Source organism: Cupriavidus necator, assembly GCF_016127575.1.
Taxonomy (GTDB): domain Bacteria; phylum Pseudomonadota; class Gammaproteobacteria; order Burkholderiales; family Burkholderiaceae; genus Cupriavidus; species Cupriavidus necator_D.
The window spans coordinates 271,285-292,546 of the sequence record NZ_CP066019.1 but is presented as its reverse complement, the minus strand read 5'-3'; the positions used below and the strand labels follow the sequence as shown (position 1 = coordinate 292,546).

Annotated in this window: 16 protein-coding genes and 1 pseudogene; 10 read left to right on the top strand and 7 right to left on the bottom strand. The window is 65.8% G+C overall.

Annotated elements, in window-relative coordinates:
* Positions 1 to 130: 130 nt before the first annotated feature.
* Positions 131 to 1,267, top strand: a complete 1,137-nt coding sequence (locus tag I6H87_RS20360) for a helix-turn-helix transcriptional regulator (protein ID WP_011616494.1) — start codon at positions 131 to 133, stop codon at positions 1,265 to 1,267.
* 118 nt (positions 1,268 to 1,385) lie between these two features.
* Here I6H87_RS20360 and I6H87_RS20355 read toward each other — a convergent pair whose 3' ends face one another.
* The gene (locus tag I6H87_RS20355; RefSeq protein WP_011616493.1) at positions 1,386 to 2,324 is read right to left on the bottom strand and encodes a LysR substrate-binding domain-containing protein; all 939 of its coding nucleotides are present in this window, start codon (positions 2,322 to 2,324) and stop codon (positions 1,386 to 1,388) included.
* 150 nt (positions 2,325 to 2,474) lie between these two features.
* Here I6H87_RS20355 and I6H87_RS20350 point away from each other — a divergent pair, with 150 nt between their 5' ends.
* The 4 genes from I6H87_RS20350 (at position 2,475) to I6H87_RS20335 (ending at position 8,332) form a co-directional block, all read left to right on the top strand.
* Positions 2,475 to 3,674, top strand: a complete 1,200-nt coding sequence (locus I6H87_RS20350; RefSeq protein ID WP_011616492.1) for a fumarylacetoacetate hydrolase family protein — start codon at positions 2,475 to 2,477, stop codon at positions 3,672 to 3,674.
* Between the two features lie 132 nt (positions 3,675 to 3,806).
* Positions 3,807 to 5,138, top strand: a complete 1,332-nt coding sequence (locus I6H87_RS20345) for an MFS transporter (RefSeq protein ID WP_011616491.1) — start codon at positions 3,807 to 3,809, stop codon at positions 5,136 to 5,138.
* A gap of 36 nt (positions 5,139 to 5,174) precedes the next feature.
* Positions 5,175 to 6,779: an aldehyde dehydrogenase (NADP(+)) gene (locus I6H87_RS20340; RefSeq protein ID WP_011616490.1), complete on the top strand. Its 1,605-nt coding sequence runs from the start codon at positions 5,175 to 5,177 to the stop codon at positions 6,777 to 6,779.
* Positions 6,776 to 8,332: a UxaA family hydrolase gene (locus tag I6H87_RS20335; RefSeq protein WP_010812609.1), complete on the top strand. Its 1,557-nt coding sequence runs from the start codon at positions 6,776 to 6,778 to the stop codon at positions 8,330 to 8,332. The genes I6H87_RS20340 and I6H87_RS20335 overlap by 4 nt, the downstream gene beginning before the upstream one ends.
* A 53-nt stretch (positions 8,333 to 8,385) precedes the next feature.
* Here I6H87_RS20335 and I6H87_RS20330 read toward each other — a convergent pair whose 3' ends face one another.
* From I6H87_RS20330 to I6H87_RS34440, 5 genes and pseudogenes are all read right to left on the bottom strand, one after another.
* Positions 8,386 to 9,165: a DeoR/GlpR family DNA-binding transcription regulator gene (locus I6H87_RS20330; protein ID WP_010812610.1), complete on the bottom strand. Its 780-nt coding sequence runs from the start codon at positions 9,163 to 9,165 to the stop codon at positions 8,386 to 8,388.
* A gap of 79 nt (positions 9,166 to 9,244) precedes the next feature.
* Complete coding sequence (gene pdxA, locus I6H87_RS20325; protein ID WP_011616489.1) at positions 9,245 to 10,246, bottom strand: 4-hydroxythreonine-4-phosphate dehydrogenase PdxA; 1,002 nt, start codon at positions 10,244 to 10,246, stop codon at positions 9,245 to 9,247.
* Between the two features lie 36 nt (positions 10,247 to 10,282).
* Complete coding sequence (gene dtnK / locus I6H87_RS20320; protein ID WP_010812612.1) at positions 10,283 to 11,530, bottom strand: D-threonate kinase; 1,248 nt, start codon at positions 11,528 to 11,530, stop codon at positions 10,283 to 10,285.
* On the bottom strand, positions 11,527 to 12,510 hold the full coding sequence (locus I6H87_RS20315; protein ID WP_010812613.1) for a 2-keto-3-deoxygluconate permease: 984 nt from the start codon (positions 12,508 to 12,510) through the stop codon (positions 11,527 to 11,529). Before I6H87_RS20315 ends, dtnK begins: the two co-directional genes overlap by 4 nt.
* Positions 12,511 to 12,745: 235 nt before the next feature.
* Positions 12,746 to 12,927, bottom strand: a pseudogene (locus tag I6H87_RS34440) (2,4-dienoyl-CoA reductase); the annotation flags it as partial.
* A 367-nt stretch (positions 12,928 to 13,294) separates the two neighbouring features.
* Between I6H87_RS34440 and I6H87_RS20310 the strand changes: the two are divergent.
* Together I6H87_RS20310 and I6H87_RS20305 are read left to right on the top strand one after the other, a co-directional pair.
* Positions 13,295 to 14,689: a hypothetical protein gene (locus I6H87_RS20310; RefSeq protein ID WP_011616488.1), complete on the top strand. Its 1,395-nt coding sequence runs from the start codon at positions 13,295 to 13,297 to the stop codon at positions 14,687 to 14,689.
* Positions 14,690 to 14,931: 242 nt separating this feature from the next.
* A complete protein-coding gene (locus tag I6H87_RS20305) occupies positions 14,932 to 16,734 on the top strand; it encodes a sulfatase family protein (protein WP_011616487.1) in 1,803 nt (600 codons plus the stop codon).
* Positions 16,735 to 16,787: 53 nt separating this feature from the next.
* Here I6H87_RS20305 and I6H87_RS20300 read toward each other — a convergent pair whose 3' ends face one another.
* Positions 16,788 to 17,492: a GntR family transcriptional regulator gene (locus I6H87_RS20300; RefSeq protein WP_010812617.1), complete on the bottom strand. Its 705-nt coding sequence runs from the start codon at positions 17,490 to 17,492 to the stop codon at positions 16,788 to 16,790.
* 145 nt (positions 17,493 to 17,637) lie between these two features.
* On the opposite strand from I6H87_RS20300, the gene I6H87_RS20295 reads away from it, so the two are divergent.
* The 3 genes from I6H87_RS20295 to I6H87_RS20285 all read left to right on the top strand — a co-directional run bounded on the left by I6H87_RS20295 (position 17,638) and on the right by I6H87_RS20285 (position 21,186).
* Entirely contained in the window at positions 17,638 to 19,332 is a 1,695-nt protein-coding gene (locus tag I6H87_RS20295) for a thiamine pyrophosphate-binding protein (protein WP_011616486.1), read from the top strand.
* Between the two features lie 65 nt (positions 19,333 to 19,397).
* Positions 19,398 to 20,399 (top strand): tripartite tricarboxylate transporter substrate binding protein, encoded by a 1,002-nt coding sequence (locus I6H87_RS20290; protein WP_011616485.1) that lies wholly within the window; start codon positions 19,398 to 19,400, stop codon positions 20,397 to 20,399.
* A 94-nt stretch (positions 20,400 to 20,493) separates the two neighbouring features.
* Positions 20,494 to 21,186, top strand: coding sequence for a TVP38/TMEM64 family protein (locus I6H87_RS20285; protein ID WP_011616484.1), 693 nt, complete (start codon positions 20,494 to 20,496; stop codon positions 21,184 to 21,186).
* Positions 21,187 to 21,262: the final 76 nt, after the last annotated feature.

Genomic DNA, 21,262 nt, shown 5'->3' with positions numbered 1-21,262 from the left:
TGGCGGATCTCGTATTGTCCTTGCATCCCCCCGAATGGGGGACAAGTCATACAGAGCAAGGCGGGCAATCAGGCCGCGCGGGGTAACCCCCCCGGCAGGTGCGCGGCGCAGGCGCCCAGGGGGGAGCGCGATGGAAGAAGAAGTGATGCATCAGACCATACGAGGTCTGTACGAGGGCATCCTTGACGAAGCCGCCTGGCAGTCCAGCCTGGCCCTGCTGCGCGATGCCAGTGAAAGCATGCACGCCGCGCTGGTGGAGTTCGACGCGCTCAGCCAGCGGTTGCGGGTCAGCGAGATCCATGCCCTGAACCAGGAACTGGTCGACGCCTACAACGACCACTACCAGGCCGAGGACCCGTCGCGGACATACACGCGCCAGATGGCGGTGGGTGACTGGTATATCGATTCGCGCGACCTGGGCCTGGCAAATATGAGCCGGCTGCCCTTTTATAGCGAGTTCATGCACGGGTTCAATCTGAGTTCCGTCATGGGCTGCCTGGTCGAGCGCAAGCCGCACCGCGAAATCTATTTGTCGCTGCAAAAGCCGCTCGGACAACAACCGTTCCACGCTGACGACGCGCGCCGGCTAGGCTGGGCCATCCCGCACCTGCGTCAGGCACTGAGCCTGCGCGAGCGCACGCTGGACGTCACCATGCTCGGTGAACTGTCTGCGCAAGTGCTGGAACGACTCCCCTTTGGCCTGATCGTCGTCGCGCCCGACGGCAAGGTGCTGCTCAGCAATGCCCGTGGCGAACACTGGGTGAGGCGGCTGTTGCCGGGCAAGCAGGGTGAGCCCGGAGCCCGGGCGTGCCATGACGACTGGTGCCTGAGCCGGCCGTTCCGGGAGATGCTGGCTGCGGCCTGCAGCCCTGAAGCGGCCATGCCGGCCCAGGCCGCGCATGCCCGTGACGATAGCGGGCACAGCGCAAGCGTCATCGTGCTGCCGCTGCCGCCGGCCCATCGCCTGGCCAGCCGATGGCAGCGCCCCGCCGCCCTGGTTGCAGTCCGCGAGGTCGGCGCTGCTCCGCCCCAGCCCCTGCTGGCGGGCGTGCTACGCGAACTGTATGGCCTCACCGCATCCGAGGTTCGACTGGCGACCGTGCTCACCGCGGGCATCGGGCTGCCCGAAGCCTGCGCGCGGCTCGGCATCCGCCACGAGACTGCCCGCAGCCAGCTCAAGGCGATCTTCAACAAGACCGAGACCGGCAGCCAGGCCAGCCTCGCTCACCTGCTGAGCGAACTTGGTGCGTGCATGGGCCCTGGCTGATGACGGTCCGTTGCCGCTTTCGAGGGCCACGGACATTTCGAATACCAGGGAGCAATATTCACGTCTACACCGGGCCAGCGCATCCGACCCGCCTGCTATCTCCGATCCCCGTGCCGTCTCACCGGGCCGCCGCCCGTAGTGCCGCCATGAACTGCAGCATGGCCTCCGACGGCAGCTCATTCTTGCGGGTGACAATGCCGTAGCTCGACATGGCGCGCCGGATCGGCACCGGCACGTGCGCCAGCATGCCTTCCGCGACGAAGCGCTCGACCACGGCGCGCGGCTGCAGCGAAAGCATATCCGTCGCCTGCAGCAGTTCCAGGGTGGAAAAGATTGACGGTGTTTCCACCATGCCGACCAGGCCCTGGATGCCTGCCGCCGCAATGGTTTCATCGAACAGTTGCCGGATGGCGGTGAGCTGCGGGTAAAGGATCCACGGCCATGCGCCGATGTCGGCAATTTCCAGCGTGGGCCTGTCCAGCAGGGGATGTCCCGGCCGGCAGACGACCCATACCGGCTCTGGCGACAGTGCCTCGAAATCGAAGATCGCCTGGTGCCGTGGCTCGGTCAGACGCCCGACCATGATATCCAGCTTCCGGTCCTCCAGCCAGACGGCGAGCTGGTCACTGCTCTGCTCGATCAGCTTGACGACCAGCCGCGGGCGCTGCTGCAGGATCTCGCGGATCGCCGTGGTCACCACCTGCGCGGCCGACGCCGAAATCGCGCCAACGGTGAGGTGGCCGTGCCCGCCGGCCCGTAGCGCTTCCAGCTCGCTCACAAACTTGCCGAGCTCGGCCAGCGCCGTCGACGCGTAGCGCAGCGCGAACTCGCCCAATTCGGTCGGGCGCATATCCCTTGGCAAGCGATCGAACAGCCTGGCCTGCAGGGTGTCTTCAATATCGCTCAGTATCTTCGTGGCAGCCGGCTGGGTGATATGCAATTGCTCGGCCGCGATGCGCAGGTTGCGGCTGCGTCCCAGCACATCCAACAGCTGCAGGTGCCGGAAGCGCAGCTTGGCGAGCACGGCGGAAGGGGCGGAAGCAGTCTGTCTGGCCATGAAGGGGGTAAACCCGGCTGAATCAATAACTAAACGGAATCGATTCTACCCAATAATCGATTGGATGTTTATGGGACTGCCACGTAGAGTTCCACCCGACGCCGCGGTGGTCGCGGCGCTCATGACAACAACATCAGGTGGAGACAATCGATGGCATTGCCGCTCACGCTCAGCGCAACGCAAACGCTTCCTGCCGACGGGCTGGCGGGGACGCTGGTCGGCCGCGCATGGATCCCGGCCAGTGACGGCGCTCCGGCCGGCCCGGCTGTCGTGGTCCTGCGGCCGGCTGGGGTATTCGACATATCGGATGTCGCTCCGACCATGAGCACCCTGCTCGAACAGGGCGATCCGGTGACGGTCGTGCACAATACGCCCGGCCGCTGGATCGGCAAGCTCGACGACCTGCTGGCCAACACGGCCGATCCGCGCGGCAGCGACAGCGTGGCCCGCCTGCTGGCGCCATGCGACCTGCAGGTGATCAAGGCGGCAGGCGTGACCTTTGCCGGCAGCCTGGTCGAGCGTGTCATCGAAGAGCAGACCAAGGGCGACCCGCAAGGCGCCGCCGAGGTCCGCAACCGGATCCAGGCGTTGGTGGGCGAGCGCCTGTCCCGGATCCGGCCGGGTTCCCGCGAGGCGGGCGAACTCAAGGCCTTGCTGATCGAGCATGGCATGTGGTCGCAATACCTTGAGGTGGGCATCGGCCCGGACGCCGAGATCTTCACCAAGGCACCGCTGCTTTCGGCGCTTGGCACCGGTACGGAAATCGGCCTGCATCCCGGCTCGGCATGGAACAATCCGGAACCCGAGATCGTGCTGGCCATCAACAGCCGCGGTGATGTGCTCGGCGCCACGCTGGGCAATGACGTCAACCTGCGCGACTTCGAGGGCCGCAGTGCGCTGCTGCTGGGCAAGGCCAAGGACAATAACGGATCCTGCGCGATCGGCCCGTTCCTGCGCCTGTTCGACCAGAGCCTCTCGCTCGACGACGTGCGGCGGGCGACGGTGGATCTGCGCGTCGATGGCCTGGATGGCTTCGTGTTGTCCGGCACCAGCTCGATGGACCAGATCACGCGCGACCCGCTGGAGCTGGCCGAGCAGGTAATGGGGGCGACCCACCAGTATCCCGATGGCGCCATGCTGTTCCTCGGTACGCTGTTCGCGCCGGTGGAAGACCGCGACACCGCGGGCGGCGGCTTCACCCACAAGGATGGCGATCTTGTCACCATCTCCAGCCGCCAGCTCGGCAGCCTGGTCAACCGCGTGGGCCGCAGCGACCGTATCGCTCCGTGGACGTTCGGCGTACGCGCCCTGATGGCCAACCTGGCCGCACGTGGCCACACCACTTTCTGAACGGCGATTTCTGAACGGGCGCCACGGACCCCGCCCTGAACACCGCAGCTACCCTCGCGCAAGCAAAAGACGGGGATGCCGCAATCCATGACATGAGGCCCGCGCCACGCGGCTTTGTACCGGAGACAACCCATGCAGACTCAAGCTGCCAACCGAGATCCGCTCGCAAGCGCGGTAAGCAAGGCCCGCCTGCGCCTCGCACCTTTCCTTGCACTGATGTTCGCGCTGTCGATGCTCGACCGCTCCAACGTCGGCTTCGTCAAGCAAGCCCTGATGGTCGATTCCAATATCGGCAACGCGGCCTATGCGCTTGGCGCCGGCATCTTCTTCATCGGCTATGCCGTCTTCGAAATCCCCAGCAACCTGATCCTGCACCGGGTCGGCGCCAGGGTCTGGCTCAGCCGCATCATGGTCACCTGGGGGCTGGCGTCGGCCGCCATGATGTTCGCGCATGACGAGACCTCGTTCTACGTGCTGCGCTTTATCCTTGGCGTCGCCGAGGCGGGCTTCTCGCCGGGCGTGATCCTGTACTCGACCTACTGGTTCCCTGCCAGCCAGCGCGGCAAGGCGCTCGGCGTCTACTACTTCGGCTTGCCGGTGGCACTGGTGCTGGGCGGGCCGGTCTCGGGGCTGCTGCTCGATGTGATGGGTGGCCAGCTGGGCCTGCGCAACTGGCAATGGATGTTCATCATCGAAGGCCTGGCGGCGTCCGTGGTGGGCGTGATCGCCTTCTTCTACCTGGTCAGCAAGCCGCGCGATGCCAAGTGGCTGAACGCCGACGAGAAGACTGCGCTCGAAGCCGCTATCGCCGCGGAAGACAACCAGAAGACCGCGCATGGCCCGGCAACCGCACTGAGCGCGCTGGGCAACTGGCAAGTGCTGCGTTTCGTCGCCATCTACTTCGCCATCCAGGTCAGCGTCTACGGCGTCATCTTCTACCTGCCGACGCGTATTTCCGAGCTGACCGGCACAGCGATCGGTGCCAAGGTCGGCCTGCTCACCGCGATTCCGTGGCTGTGCGCGCTGGTTTCCCTGCGCCTGATCACCGGCATCGCGGATGCCAGGGGCAAGCAACGGGAATTCGCCATGGCCATGCTCGCCATGGCGGCCACCGGCATCGCACTGTCGACGCTGGGGCACGAACTGGTGCCCGTGCTGATGGCGTTCTGCCTGGCTACCGTCGGCTTTGTCGTGGTCCAGCCGCTGTTCTGGACGCTGCCCACCGCGTACCTGAGTGGCACCGCCGCGGCCAGCGGCATCGCCCTGATCGGTGCGCTGGGCAATCTCGGTGGCTTTATCGCGCCGACGCTGAAGACCGCGGTTGAATCCGCATTCCATAGCCAGCAAGCGGGCATGCTGGCCCTGGCCATCGCGGGCGTGGTCGGTGTGCTGCTGCTGATGAGCATCGGCGCACGGGCCCGCCGCACCGCGACATTGCGGCTTGGCTCCTCCGAGGCGGCCTGACTGTGTCCCGTATTCCCTGCACCAAAACACCCTGACATGACCATCCTCGGACTTCACTACATCGGCGGCGAACGCCGTGCTGCCGGCACCCCGCTGTTCAGCATCGACGCCGTGACCGGCGAGCGGCACCCGGTCAGCTTCCAGGAAGCCACCGAAGCCGAAGTTACAGCAGCCGCGCTGGCCGCGCACCAGGCCTTCCCCGCATTGCGCGCCACCAGCCCGGCCGAACGCGCCGCGCTGCTGGAGACCATTGCCGATGAAATCGATGCGCTGGACCAGGCGTTCATCGCGGCGGCCAGCCGCGAGACCGCCCTGCCGCCGGCGCGGCTGGAAGGCGAGCGCAAGCGCACCAGCAATCAGCTGCGCATGTTCGCGGCCACGGTACGGCGCGGCGACTTCCTCGATGTCCGCATCGACCGCGCGCAGCCTGCGCGCCAGCCGCTGCCGCGACCCGACCTGCGGCAGTACCGCGTCGGCGTGGGTCCGGTGGCGGTCTTCGGCGCAGGCAATTTCCCGCTCGCATTCTCGGTGGCCGGCGGCGACACGGCTTCGGCGCTGGCAGCAGGCTGCCCGGTGGTGGTGAAGGCGCATCCGGGCCACATGGTCACGTCTGAATACGTTGCCAATGCGATCGAACGCGCGATCGCGCGCTGCGGTGCGCAGGCGGGCGTCTTCAACATGGTGTTCGGCACCGCAGCCGCCGGGGCGGCACTGGTACGGACGCCGCACATCAAGGCAGTAGGCTTTACCGGATCACTGGCTGCGGGCCGGGCTTTGTTCGATCTGGCGCACTCGAGGCCGGATCCGATTCCGGTGTTTGCGGAGATGTCGAGCGTGAACCCGGTGATCCTGATGCCCTCGGCACTGTCCGCGCGCGGCGCGCAGATTGCGCGCGAACTGGCGGCCTCGGTCACCTTCGGCTGCGGCCAGCTCTGCACCAACCCGGGGGTGGTGCTTGGCATCCGCTCACCGGCATTCGATGCGTTCGTCGCCGAACTTGGCACGGCACTGGCGCTGGCCGAACCGCAGCCCATGCTGGGCGCCGACATCCGGGAGAATTTCCAGCGCGGGCTGGCCGGCTTGCGCGAAGTCCCCGGCGTGGAAGTCCTGGTGTCAAAGCAAGCTGACGGCCGCATTGGCGGACATCTGCTGAAGGCAGATCGCAGCGTGCTGTTTGCGGAAAATCGTCCGCTGGAGGAGGAGGTATTCGGCCCGTCGACGGTGATCGTCGCGCTGGATTCCGAAAATGACTTCCTGGCCTTTGCCGAACGGATGCGCGGCCAGCTTACGGCCACGCTGATGGCCGACGACGGTGACCTCCATCACCACGCCGCGCTGATCGAGCTATTGGAAAGCAAGGTCGGCCGTTTGCTCTTCAACGGTTATCCGACCGGCGTGGAGGTCAGCGACGCCATCGTCCACGGTGGCCCCTACCCGGCTACCACCGATGCGCGCGGCACCTCCGTCGGCAGCGCTGCCATCGAGCGCTTCCTGCGCCCGGTGTGCTACCAGAACTATCCCGATTCCGTGCTCCCACCGGCCTTGCGCGACCGTAACCCGTGGCAGCTGCCGCGCCTGGTCGACGGCGTGCCGACACGCGCCGCGCTGCAAGGCGCGCACGATCTGGAGGCCGCAGCATGAGCGTCGTCCTGGAACAGGAAGCAGCAACCGCCGCCGAACCCGTCATACGGCTGCATCCGGATGACGATGTCGTCATCGCGCGTGCGCAACTGGTGGCAGGCGCGCGCCTCGGCGCAGGCCTGGTGGTACGCGGCCTGGTGCCCGCAGGGCACAAGCTGGCAGTGCGCGCACTCGAGGCTGGCGCGCCAGTGCGCCGCTACGGACAGGTCATCGGCTTCACCACTCGCCCGGTCGCGCCTGGCGAGCACGTCCACACCCACAACCTGGCCATCGGCGAGTTCGAGCGCGACTACGCGTTTGGCACCGGTAAGCGCCCTGCCCCGGTCGCGGCGCAGCGCGCGCAATTCATGGGCATCGTTCGCGCCGATGGGCGGGTCGGCTCGCGCAACTACATCGGCATCCTTACCTCCGTCAATTGCTCGGCCACCGCGGCACGCGCCATCGCCGAGCATTTCCGGCGCGAGCTCAATCCGCATGCGCTGGCAGACTACCCGAACGTGGATGGCGTAGTGGCCCTGACGCACGGGCAAGGCTGCGCGGTGGATGGCGAAGGCGAAGGCCTGGCGCTGCTGCGGCTCACGTTGTCGGGCTATGCGCGCCACCCCAACTTTGCAGCCGTGCTGATCGTCGGGCTGGGCTGCGAAACCAACCAGATCGACGGCCTGCTCGACAGCGAGGGACTGGCGCGCGGCGCCGCGCTGAAAACCATGACCATCCAGGCCACCGGCGGCACGGCCCGTACGGTGGCGGCAGGCATCGAGCAGATCAAGGCGATGCTGACCGACGCCAACCGGGTGCGACGCGAGCCCGTCGATGCCAGCCACCTGGTGGTCGGACTGCAATGCGGCGGCTCCGACGGCTATTCCGGCATCAGCGCCAATCCCGCGCTTGGCGCAGCCGTCGACCGGCTGGTGGCGCACGGGGGTACCGCCATCCTGTCGGAGACGCCGGAGATCTATGGCGCCGAGCATTTGCTGACGCGCCGTGCCGTCTCGCCGGAAGTCGGGCACAAGCTGCTCGACCGGATCCGCTGGTGGGAAGCCTACTGCACGCGCATGAACGCCAGCCTGGACAACAACCCGTCCGCCGGCAACAAGGCGGGCGGGCTCACCACCATCCTGGAGAAATCGCTCGGTGCCGTGGCAAAGGGCGGCACCACCAACCTGGTCGACGTATACCGCTACGCAGAGCCGGTGGAGGCGGCTGGCCTGGTCTTCATGGACACCCCTGGCTACGATCCGGTCTCGGCGACCGGGCAGGTGGCCGGCGGCGCCAACCTGATCTGCTTTACCACCGGGCGCGGCTCCGCCTATGGCTGTGCACCGTCCCCGTCCCTGAAGCTCGGCACCAATACTGCCTTGTGGCAGCGCCAGCAGGAGGATATCGACATCAACTGCGGCACCGTGATCGATGGCTCGCAGACGATCGACGAGCTTGGGGAAGAGATCTTCCGCCTGATGCTGGCGACGGCTTCGGGACAGCGGTCAAAGAGCGAACTGCACGGTTACGGCCAGAACGAGTTCGTTCCCTGGCAGCTTGGCGCGATCACCTGACGGGGCGTCGCTCGCAGAATTAGCGCTTCTCAGCAGCAGCTGCGCGCGGGGAATCAGTCGGGGGCGACCGCCACACGTACCTGCTTCAATGCCTGGAACGGTTCCAACTGCTCGGCCGTGGCCGCCGCATCGGTAATCAACGTCCATGCGCGGTCGAGCGGCGTCCAGTGCTGCTGCTGTGCCCGGCCCAGCTTGGTAGCGTCGGCCAGCACAAAGATATCGGCCGCCTGGCGGACGATGCACTCCTTCAGGTAGGCCTGCTCCGCGCTGGCTTCGCACAGCCCCACGCCTGCAACCACGCCGTCCGCGCCAAGGAACGCCTTGTCGACGCTGATGCGCGACAGCGTTACCTGGGCCAGCGGACCGAAGGTGCCCATGCTGGAGGGGCGCACGTCGCCGCCGATCAGCGTCACGCGGATGCCGGGCAGGCCGGTGAGCGCGGTGACGGCCAGCAGGTTGGTGGTATAGACATGGAGGTCCTCGCGCGCCCCCAGCTGCCGAGCCAGCGCGGCGGCCGTGGTGCCGCTATCGAGCAGCACGGCGTCGCCGTCCTGCACGAAGCTCGCCGCCAGGCGGGCAATGGCTTCCTTCTGCTCACGCTGCAGCGACTTGCGCTCCTCAAGCGAAGCCTCTGGCTCGTGGCCGCCCACCTGCATCAGCGCGGCGGCGCCGCCATAGGTCCGCACAATGCGACCCTCGCGAGCCAACGCGGTCAGATCGCGGCGCACCGTGGCCACGGATACCCCGAGGCTGCCGGTCAACTGTTCGACATTGGCGACCTCGCCCGAGAGCACGAGTTCGAGAATGGCGCGGCGGCGGTCGGCGGCTTTCATGGCAGGCGAAATGAAAATGGGGGATCCTCAACGATCCCCGATCTTACAGGAGCCGGCAGCCCCGGCGTACGCCGATGGCTCAGGCGCGGCGCGTGGCCAGCTCAGCGCCCTGGCGCAGCGCCTCCAGCAGGCTGCGTTCGTCGGCGATCCCCTTGCCGGCGATGTCGAAGGCGGTGCCGTGATCAACCGACGTGCGGATGACCGGCAGGCCCACCGTGATGTTGACGCCGGCCTCCAGGCCGAGCACCTTGACCGGCCCGTGGCCCTGGTCGTGGTACATCGCCACCACCAGATCGAAGTCGCCGCGGCCGGCGCGATAGAACAGCGTGTCGGCGGGCAGCGGACCTTCCACGTCCCGGCCGCGCGCGCGCAAGGCCTCGACCGCCGGGATGATTTTTTCCTCCTCCTCGCCGTGGCCGAACAGGCCGTTCTCGCCGGCGTGCGGATTGATGCCGCACACGCCGATACGCGGCGCTGCAATGCCAGCGCGCTGCAGCGTCTGATGGCCGCGCTCAATGGTGCGCTGGACCAGCCCCGGCTCGATCTTGCGGATGGCGTCGAGCAGGCCGATGTGCGTGGTGACGTGGATCACGCGCAGCTTCGGCGCCACCAGCATCATCGACACCTCCGGGGTGCCGGTCAGGTACGCCAGCATTTCCGTGTGGCCGGGAAACTTGTGACCCCCCGCGTGCAGGGCTTCCTTGTTCAGCGGCGCTGTGCAGATCGCATCGATCTTCTCGTCGCGGGTGAGCGCCACCGCGCGCTCGATGTAGCGGAAGGCGGCATCACCGGCGACGGCGGACAGCTTGCCGAAGGGCAGGCCTTCCGGGATCAGGCCCAGGTCGATGCAGTCGATGGTGCCGGACTGGAAGCGCGCTTCCTCCGGGGCCTGGATGGCGCGCAGCTTGAGCGGGGAGCCGACGAGCCGGCCGGCCACTTCCAGCCGGCGCACGTCGCCGATGACGAGCGGGCGGCATTGCGCACGAACGCTGTCATGCGCGAGGCTCTTGACGATGACTTCGGGGCCGATGCCTGTGGCATCGCCCATGGTGATACCGATGACGGGGAGGTAGTCGCTCATTGATGTGTCTCTTGTCGAGTGTGGCGCGGCGCGCCGTCAGGCTGACGGCGCGCGGGATTCAGTCATAGCCTGCCAGGCATGCCACAGGGCGGCCTCGGAGCCGAATGCGCCGGCCTTGGTAGCAACGCGGCGCGCGGGCACGCCGGGCAGCGCAGGGGTGTCGGACAACGGCACACCGGGCTCGACTTCGCGCCGCAGCATCAGGGCGCCGATGCCGGCCGCCGAGAGCATGGCCCGGGCCGTCTCGCCGCCGGTGGCGATCAGGCCGCGCGTATGCTGGAAGCCGGGCAGGGACAATTGCGCCAGCGCGGCGCTCAGGCGCGGCCCTTCGCCCGGGTCGAACGCGTCGTCGCGACCAATGCTGACCAGCAGGTCGCGGCCAGCCCGCAGGCATCCGGTGATCGATTGCTGCGCGGCGTCCCAGTCAGCGTGGCCCGCGCCTTCACGCAAGATCCGCGGCGGAACCACCAGCGACTGCATCCCGGTGCGTTCGCGCAGGCAAGCGGCCTGTCGCCCGGAGATGCCCGAGAGGCTGCCGACCAGCGTCAAGACCGGGCCGCCCTCAGGGGCAGGCAGCGGCTGCGGCGCACCGCCCTCGAACAGGCATGGTGCAGCCAGCGCACGAGCCAGGCCGCCCGAGCCGACCCAGAATGCGGGGACGTCGAGCTGCGCCGTGGCCGCGGCGAGCGCCGCCAGGTCTTGCTCCGTCTGCGCATCGCAGACTACCGCCCGCACACCTTCGCGCGCCAGTCCGGCGATGGTTAGCCGCAGGGTCGCGTCACCCGCACGCACCGTGTCCAGCGGCAACAGGGTCGCCCGCAGCCCCCGCGCGGCCAGCAGCGCGACAAGGTCGGCACGTCCGGTAAGCGCTTCCAGGCGCCAGATGTCGGAGTCTTCCAGCGGCTGGCCGTTCACGAACATGCAGCCGCCGGCCGTGGTGCGGCCAGTGGCCGGAAAGGCCGGCGCGACGATGGCAAGGCCGGCCAGCGGCGCCAGCGCCGCGGTTTCGGCAGCCCAGTTGCCTCGCAACGTGGAATCGATCTTCTTGTACAGCCGCCGGCTGGCGCCCTGGCCGCGATGCCAGGCTTCGAGATTGCGCGCCGCCGCCTCCTGGGGCGCCATGCGGCGGCTGTCGACGTCGCAAGCCACTACGTCGGCCTGCGACAGGTCCGCGCCCGCAGGCGCCGCCTCCAGCGTTACAACGGTCCGGGCGCCAGACATGGCGTAGCCGATCGCGCAGTCTGCAGCGCCTGACAGGTCGTCGGCGATGATAAGCCAGCTCATGCGGCGGTCCTCACCAACGCCTCGGCCTCCTTGCCCGCCACGCGGCGGGCAATCCAGGCGGTCACCAATGGCGTCAGTACGGCGGTGACCACCACGCAGGCGGCCACCAGGATCGTGGCGCTCTTGGCCGATTCTGCGTAGACCGGATTAGCCGCCGCTACCAGCGTCGGCACGGCGGCGGCATTGCCGGCGGTGCTGGCGGCTGCGACACCTGCCACACCCGTGCCGCCGGTGAGGCGGTCAGCGAAGTACAGCGCGCAGCCGGTGACGGCCACCACGGCAACACCAAGGCCGAGGCCCAGCATGCCCGCCTGCCAGACCTTGTGCAGGTCCAGGCCTGCGCCCAGCGCCAGTGCGAAAAAGGGAATCATGACCGGCACGGCCTTACCCAGGAAATCGCGCATCTCCCGATCCAGGTTGCCCAGCAACATGCCGAGCATGAGCGGAAGAATGCTGCCGACCATCGTCGGCCATGGGAACGCGGACAAACCCGCCACGCCCAGCGTCACCATCGTCAGGAACGGGCCGGACTCGAGCGACATGATGCTGTAGGCGCCCACGTCTTCAGGCTTGCCGTACTGGCCCATCAGCGCCATGTACAGGCCGCCGTTGGTGTCGTTCATCGCGGCCACCACGGCAAGCGTCGACAGGCCGGCAAACATCCCGGCACTGATCGGCGCCTCGCCCAGGAAGTGCCCCATGATCACGCCCAACACCATTGCCGTGCCGACCTTGGTGCCGAACAACACGCCGCCCTTCTTGAGAATGTAAGGCGTGGCTTTGATGTTGATGCTTGCCCCCATGCAGACATAGAACACCGCGAGGATGGGCAGGGCACCGGTAAAAAGCGCGCCGGTAAACGATCCAAAAAACTTCGGCCCATCCGGCGCGAACGTGGCAACGAGCGAACCGATCAGCAGCGGCACGATCATCATGCCGCCGGGCACGCGCTCGATGGCGCGTTTGATAGAAATCTGCATGGTTGTCTCCTGCCGCTGAGGATGCGGCCTTGTATGTTTCGAGCAAACATTTGATCGAATCGATCAAATATCATCAGAGTGTAGTGCAGCTGACTGAATTTGACTAGTTCAATCATTTATTTGATCGAAAGGATCACATCGAGACAGAATACTGGCAGGTAGCGGGTTCAGAAAAGGCACCGCAGGTCACTCCATTGTGTCCTGCGACATGCCGAGCACCGGCCCTCTGCGTCGTCTATCCGCGATAGCGCCGCGTCTGGCACGAGGTGCTGCAACACTGGCGCCGTGAGGGGCGAGATGCGTGGATCCGTGACACGCCCCTCGCTGAGCCGTTTGAGCTGGAATTTGACGACGGCCATTGGCCAGGGAGCCCGGCATCTTGTTCCTCCAGGTGATCGACCGCAGCGCGGGCGCACTGATCGACGAGATCAACGGCAACAGGGAAGGTGAAGATTGCGAGGACAAGGCCAGGCGGGTCCTAAAGCGATTGAATCAGGATGACAACAGCGCCCGGGCTGGTCTCCCTGGCCGTAGGACGAGGACGTCAAGAAAAGGAATTCCTCTGTAACGAGGCGTCAGGTTCGCCTATGCTGTCCAATGCGGCAGATGCAAAATCCGCACAGGTCCGACGGATCTGAAAACAAGAAGGGGGAAGTCCCCGGAACGGAAAGCGCCATCCGGATTGCGCTTTCCGTGCGCTTGCTTGGCCGAGTCACGGGGTGGTGACCCATCGCACACGAGGCATATTGCCAGCTCGTGGGCGGGATTCTCCGTTGACGACAACATGACAGACGCTTTCCTGTTCAGTAAGCCGTTCACGTTTCTCGCCTGCGCCGGCATGTCGGAAGTCAGGGAAGGGGTTGATGTACTGGAAGCCCTCCCCGGCCACTTGTTCTGGCTCGAGAACGAGGACTATATCCGCCGGGTCTTCGTGCCCGATTTCCTGGAACAGAGCCGCGCCGCCCTTGAGGCGGTGATGCCGGACGGGCCAGCGCTGATCGATGCGATGGCCGACGAGATCCGGCACAGCCCCCGCCTGCTGCCGGAGCTGCAGCGCCTCTCTCCGGAGGTGGCCGCTGCCGCCCACTCGTACTGCTATTGGCGCTACAGCGCAGACGTGGTCGGGCGCGCGCAGGGAATTCCGCGCAGCGCCATCGAGCGCCAGTTCGACCGGGCCGCGCGGCCTCGGGACGGCGCGCACAAGCTGCAATGGATCTGCCCGTGCTGCGACGGACTGGCGCACTATCAGGTCGACGGGCTGCTGGCCTCGCAGCGGCCGGCACGGCAAGGCGGTTTTTCACTCGAATGCGCACACTGCGGACACCAGGAACGGCTGTACGCCGGTTTCCTGCATGCGGGCCGGCTGGAATGCCGCTGCGCGCATTGCACGGGGTTTATCAGGACGCTGGCCGGCCAGCTGGCCAGGCCTGCGCGCAGGCTGTGCGCGGCGCTGGAGGACTATGCATGGATGCATGCCGTGGATACCGCGGCAGAAATCCGCGAACTCTGGGAAACGTCATTGCAGATGCTGGCAAGCGGTGCCAGGCCGTCAGACAACGCGATGGCATTCGCCCTGGCCATCCAGTCAGGCGAGGCGCGCCCGATCCCGGAGATCCTCAGCCAGATCGACCCGACCCTCGAAGGCCGGTTCGACAAGAATCCAAGGGCCTGGGTACTGCTGTGCGAGCTGCTGCGCGAAGGCGTGCTGGACGCCGACTGCGCAATCTATGACCACGACGGCCGCCAGCACGTGGCACTTGAGCTAGCCCTGCTCGAAGACGACCAGGCGGCCGACAGCGCCACTGCACAGGACAGCCTGGCTACCTTGCTGAAGGGCTACCAGCCACCGGAGCGTGATGCCTTCATCAACTGGCTGAAGGCGCTGAAGCGCTTGCGGCTTTGCACCGCCAGGTTCAATGCCGCCGTGGACGTTGCCTGGAAGCCCAACCTGGAGCATTGCCGCATCCTGACCGCGCGATGGTCTGACGGCCAGGGAGCGCCCGCCGTGCAAGCCAGCGCCGCGTGGCTGCCCCCCGCGCCGCGCCCGCGCCGCCCGGAACGGCCGGTGTACCTGGACGCAGAGCTGGAGGCGGTGCAGTTGCTGAAGTCGCTGGGCTATATCGTCCTCAGTCCTGAGGAGATTCGCTCGCAACGAGATCCCATCGAGGATATGTCGTGAACCGGAAAGCGCAGTCCCAGGGTGTCGGGAATTTTGTCCGCACTCCGATCATCTGCGGAACGTAGTTCGACTGCCTGAGCCGCGAATGTGTGTGGTTGCCAACCATCGCCTCCTGCCGGCGCCGCACGCTGCCTTGGCGGCAAAAAGTGCGCTTGCTAGACTGTCTTACGCATGCCTGGGCGGGCCTGCGGCAGCACAGCGTCCACCCGCCATGGGCCGCGCAATCAGGCAGGGAGAAGCCAATGAGCAACGACGACAAGCCTGGCGGCACATTGACGCGGCGCGATTTCCTCCTGACTACCGGGATTGGGGCCATGGCCCTGGGTCTTGGCGCAGGCGCGGATGCCAAGGATGCGCCAGCCGGGGCAAGCGACGCGGCCCAGGCCGCTGGGAGCCTGCCTTCGGGACCGTACAACATCCTGTTCATCCTTGTTGACCAGGAGCGCTACTTCCGACCTGGCGAGTTGCCCAGGGGCTATGGCCTGCCTGCACATGAACGCTTGATGAAGCGCGGTACGACCTTTGTCAATCACCGCATAAATTCATGTGTTTGCACCCCGTCCCGCTCAGTTCTGTACACGGGCCAGCACATCCAGCACACCCGGATGTTCGACAACACGAACTTCCCGTGGATTAGCAGCATGTCAACAGAAATACGGACGCTCGGTGACATGCTGCGTGACGCCGGCTATTACACCGCCTACAAGGGCAAGTGGCACCTCACCAAGGAATTCGAAACCGTCAACAAGCTTGGCACGCCAACCAAGATCTTCACTCAGGAAATGGAAGCCTATGGCTTTTCCGACTACATCGGAATCGGCGACATTATTGCCCACACCAGCGGTGGGTACCTGCACGACGGGGTGATTGCAGCAATGGGTGTGAGCTGGCTGCGCGGGAAAGGGAGCGAGCTCGCGGCACAGGGAAAGCCATGGTTCCTGGCCGTCAACCTCGTCAACCCGCACGACGTGATGTTCTACGACACCGACGCGCCCGGCACCGAGGTTCAGGCAATGCGCGGCCTCGCACATGTCGCGCGCGACCCGGCCGACCCGCTATACGGCAAGCAGTGGCAATTCATGCTGCCGGCAAGCCGGAAACAGGCGCTTGACGCGCCGGGGCGCCCTGCGGCACACCGCGATTTCCTGCGCTCGCACGACGCCCTGGTCGGAGCCATTCCAAATGAAGACGCGCGCTGGCACCGGCGGCACAACTATTACCTGAACTGCATGCGCGATGTCGACCGGAATATCGCTGCCGTATTGGCCGCGCTCGATGCTGCAGGACTTTCCGACAAGACCATCGTAGTCCTGACATCGGATCACGGTGACATGGACGGTGCCCACCAGCTCCATGCAAAAGGCGCTGTCTCCTATCGGGAGCAGAACAACGTGCCGTTGGTCATTGCCCATCCCTCCTATCACGGTGGCAAGCAGTGTCGCGCCGTCACCTCGCATCTGGACATCGCGCCCACCCTGGTTGCATTGACTGGCGTCGCGACTGACAAGCGCGCAGCCATCGTCAAGGGATTACCGGGAAAGGATTTTTCCCGCTTGCTCGCAAAGCCTGGGGCAGCCGAAGCAAACGCCATTCGCGATGGCGCGCTGTTTTGCTACAACATGCTGGCCTACCTGGATGGCGATTTTCTTTTCAAGGCTGTTGCCCATCTGCAGGGCGGTGGCAAGCCCGACCAGCTCAAGCAGGCCGGTATCCGCCCGGACCTGATGAAGCGCGGCGCAGTGCGTTCGATCTACGATGGACGCTACAGCTTTGCACGGTATTTTTCCCCCAGGCAGCATAACAAGCCGACGACCCTGGAGGAGCTCTACCGGTTCAACGACGTTGAGTTGTACGATCTGCAGACCGATCCATTCGAGATGAACAACCTGGCGGCAGGCGAAAAGCAACGGGAACTACTAGTCGCCATGAACGAAAAGCTGAATCAGCTGATTGATGCCGAGGTTGGCGAGGACCGTGGCCAGATGCTGCCCGGTGGCATTGACGCAGGATGGGAAGTCAGTGCGGAAACGATGGCGGGAGCCTGACCGCACCGGCCCGGACAGCTTAGGCTGCCCGATGGGGCGGCATTGGCTGGCCGCTAGCGCTGTTCGGCCAGGTAGATCCTGGTGAGGCCTTTCGCAATGGCCTCGACGATCTGCTCGCGCCGCAAGGCAATATGCGAAGTCAGGCATTTTTCCCCCTTCTCCCAGTCGTGGGCCTGCAAGGCGTGAACGATTTCAGCGTGTTCGCTCTGGGTGGAATCGCGCCCGATATTCTCCATGTCGATCCAGCGGATAAACCGGATGCGTTCGTTCAGGCTGACCAGCATCCGCTTGAGTTCGGCGTTGCCCGCCATGGCGGCGATGCGCAGGTGAAAACCTTCGTCCAGTTCCACCAGTTGCGGGATCGGGGTATTTGCGGGCACCGACTTGCTGTGCTCGAGGTATCGCGCAAGCTCCTCGATGCTCTCGGCCGAGGCCCGCTCGAACGCCAGGCGCAGGCAATCGCGCTCGATCGTTACGCGTGCTTCGTATAGGTCCAGCATTTCCTGGATATCGAGCGGCCGGCGCACATAGCCGCGGCTGGACTCCACCAGGAAGCCCTCGGTGGCAAGCCGGGTCAGCGCTTCACGCACTGGCGTCCTGCTCACGCCGAGGCGTTCCGCCAGTTCGATCTCATTGAGTCGTTCGCCCGGCTTGAGCTCGTAGGAAATCGCCATCTCGCGCAATCGACTGATGACATCGGATCCCCGTTTGCGCCTGACAGCGGAGATCAGCGGCTTCATGCCGTTGGTTGCTTGCATAGATATTCCTCGTTGGCCGCGATCATACCCGACGCTGCCGAGCCTTCAGGTGACGCATCCATCCCTTCAAGTTTAAGTATACTTAATTGTATCCTGCAGTGTATTCTTATCTCGCCTGCTCGACACTGACTTGGAGACTCCTGGAATGACGAAGATGAACGGCGCTGAAGCCATGGTCCGAATGCTTCAACTGAATGGTGTAAAGCACGTCTTCGGGCTGTGCGGCGATACCAGCCTGCCCTTCTATGACGCCATGGCCCGCCTCGACCATGGGATTGACCACATCCTGACGCGCGATGAGCGCAGCGCCGGCTACATGGCTGACGCCTATGCCCGCGTAACCGGCAAGGTTGGCGTATGCGAGGGGCCCAGTGGGGGCGGAGCCACCTACTTGCTGCCGGGTCTGGTCGAGGCCAATGAGTCTTCAGTGGCTGTGCTTGGGATTACCTCGGACGTATCGGTCGGCTCGCGCGGCAAGTACCCCCTGACCGAACTCGACCAGGAAGCGCTGTACCGCCCCCTCACCAAGTGGAATACCACAATCGACCGCGCCGACCAGATCCCGGGCGCGGTGCGCGGCGCCTTCCGCGCCATGACCACCGGCAAGCCCGGATCCGCGCACCTGTGTTTGCCATACGACGTGCAGAAGCATGAGGTGGATGCTGCCGAGGTATGGGCGCAGCCTGGCCACGACCGCTTCCCTGCCATGCGCTATGCGCCGGACCCGGCCGAGATCGAACGGGCAGCGCAGCGGCTGGTCGCAGCGCGCCTGCCGGTCATCATCTGCGGCGGTGGCGTGGTCATCTCTGGCGCCTGCGCAGAACTGGAAGCGCTGGCCGGCATGCTGAATGCCCCGGTCTGCACCACCGTCAGCGGGCAAGGCAGCCTGGCCGACACCCATCCGCTGAATACCGGCGTGGTCGGTGCCAATGGCGGCATCATGGCCACGCGCGAGATCGTCGCCAAGGCCGATGCCGTGCTGTTCATCGGTTGCCGCGCCGGCTCGACCACCACCGAGCATTGGCGCTTCCCGTCGCGGGACATCGCAATCCTGCATCTCGATGCGGATCCGATGGTGATTGCCGCGAACTACCGCACTGACGTCGCCATGGTTGGCGATGCCCTGCTCGCCCTGAAGGCGCTCAACGCCGCCGTGAGCGACCGCCTGCCCCACCGCCCGTCCGACGCCGCCGACGGCGCCGCGCTGGCCGGTGCCGCGCGTGCCGCCAAGCTTGCCGCCTTCGCACCGCTGGCAGCCTCGCTCGATGTGCCGATCAAGCCGGAACGCGTGGTGGATGCCCTCAACCGGCTGCTGCCGGATGACGCCGTCGTGGTGGCCGACCCCGGCACGCCCTGCCCGTATTTCTCCGCGTATTACAACGCCAGCAAGCCTGGGCGCCATTTCATCACCAACCGGGCCCACGGCGCCCTTGGCTTCTCGATGTCGGCCGGGATCGGCGCGGCCGTTGGGCGCCCGCGTGCGACCGTGGTATCGGTCATGGGCGACGGCAGCTTCGGCTTTACCTGCGGCGAGATGGAAACGCTGACGCGACGCAAGATTCCGCTGAAGATGATCGTGTTCTCGAATGCCGTCTACGGCTGGATCAAGGCAAGCCAGAAGGCCGGCTACGAACAACGCTACTTCTCGGTCGATTTCAGCCGCACGGACCACGCGCGCGTTGCCGAGGCGTTCGGCATCAAGGCCTGGCGCGTGGAAGACCCGGGACAGCTCGATGCCGCGATTCGCGCGGCGCTGGAGCATGATGGTCCGGCGCTGGTCGACGTGATTTCACAAGAACTGCAGGACACCGCCGCACCCGTGAGCCAGTGGATGGGCTGACATCCAGGCCATGTCCAGAACGCTTATCTGATCCGAACCAAAGCTCAACGATGGGAGAGGTATCTATGTCTAGCCGACTTGCGGCACCAGGCCGCCAGAAAGCGCTTGGTGCCGGCGTGGTGGCCCTTGCCTGCCTGCTGCTGCCGCTGACAACGGCAGCAGCAGGGCCTGACAATGCCACGCCACTGAAGCTGGTGGTCACCTTCCCGCCCGGCGGCAGCACCGACATTGCCGCACGCATCATCCAGCCGAAACTGGCGGAGGCGGCCGGGCGGCCCGTGGTCATCGAAAACCGGCCCGGCGCAGCCAGCCAGGTCGCTACCCAGTACGTGGCTCGATCCGCGCCGGACGGCAATACCCTGCTGGTCGCCTTCGATACGCATGCAATCAACCCCGTGGCGAAGTCCAGGCTCCCCTATGACACGTTCAAGGACTTCACTGGCGTCACGTTTGCCGTGCGCTTCCCGCTCGTGATCGGCGCATCGCCCACCGTTCCTGGCAAGGACCTGCGCAGCTTCCTCGACGCTGCGCGGCGTGAGCCGTCCAAATACAGCTACGCCTCCACCGGGCTTGGCTCGATGAACCATCTTGTGGCCGAGGACCTGAAGCGGCAGGCTCGGGTCGAGTTGATGCACGTGCCGTACGCCGGCGGGGGTCCCGCGGTCCAGGCAGTGCTGGGCAATGTGTCCAGCATCACGCTGCTGAGCTATGCGGCCCTGAAGGGCCAGATCTCTGCCAACAAGATCAAGCCGCTGGCCGTGACGGGCGCGCGCCGCCTGCCCGACCTGCCCGATGTTCCAACCGTCATCGAGTCCGGGTTCCCGGACTTCGAGGCCTACTCGTGGATCGGCATCTTCGCACCGGCAGCCACCCCACCTGCGGTCGTCAGGAAACTGACGGAAGATTTCCAGACCGCATTGTCGGACCCGGAAACCAAACGAAAGCTGACCGCGGCCGGCTTCGAGGTCATGGCCACCGATGGTCCCACCGTAGACCGCTATGCGCGCGAGCAATACGAGCGCTGGCACAGCTTCGTCAAGAAGACCGGGCTGAAGCTGGAAGACTGAGGCGGGGCCGAACGCATCGTATTCGGGGGTGTCGCGGACCGGGCCTCGGGGAATCACCTCGAAACTTTGGCCCGGCCTGCGGTTCTAATTTCGTATGGTGAGCAAATTGTCTGCCAATCGGCGCCCCGTCTGGTTCTGGCTTGCAGTCGGCGCCGCGACGGTGCTGATTGGCCTGGTCGTCCTGTCGCCTCCGTTCAAGGCCTTCGTCGACCAGGCCATCGATTGGGCGCGGGCGACGATGGAACAGCACCCCGCGGCAGGCGCGCTGGTCTTCTTCCTGTTCTCGGCCGTGTCTGCCATGCTCGCCTTCGCCTCGAGCGTGGTCCTGGTGCCGCCGGCCACCGAGGTGTGGGGCAAGCCGCTCACCATTGTTCTGCTCTGGGGCGGCTGGCTGCTGGGCGCTGTGGCCGCCTTCGGCATCGGCCGCCTGGCTTATCCATTGCTCGCCCGTAGCGGTTACGAGGACAAGCTCGCGAAATACCAGGACTACGTATCGCAGCGCATGAAATTCTGGGCGGTGCTGCTGTTCTGTATCGCGGTTCCGTCGGAAATTCCCGGTTATCTGTTCGGCTCCATGCATTACCCCTTCCGGAAATTCCTGGCCGCGATGGCCATCGCCGAAGCGGGCTATGCGTTGGGTATCGTCGTCGCCGGGGAAAGCCTGGCAATCGACCGGCCCTTACCTTTCTTTGTCGCCATCGGCATCCTGGCGGTCGTCGCGGTGCTGGCGGGCCTGGTGCTGCGTGCGGTCAGGAAGCACAGGTCTGGCGGCCTGCAACGGCGTTGAACGGGGCCGCCAGGGATCTGCGGGAGACGAATTTCGCCCCCACGGCTCAACCGACGTTTGTGCCGAATCGGTCATT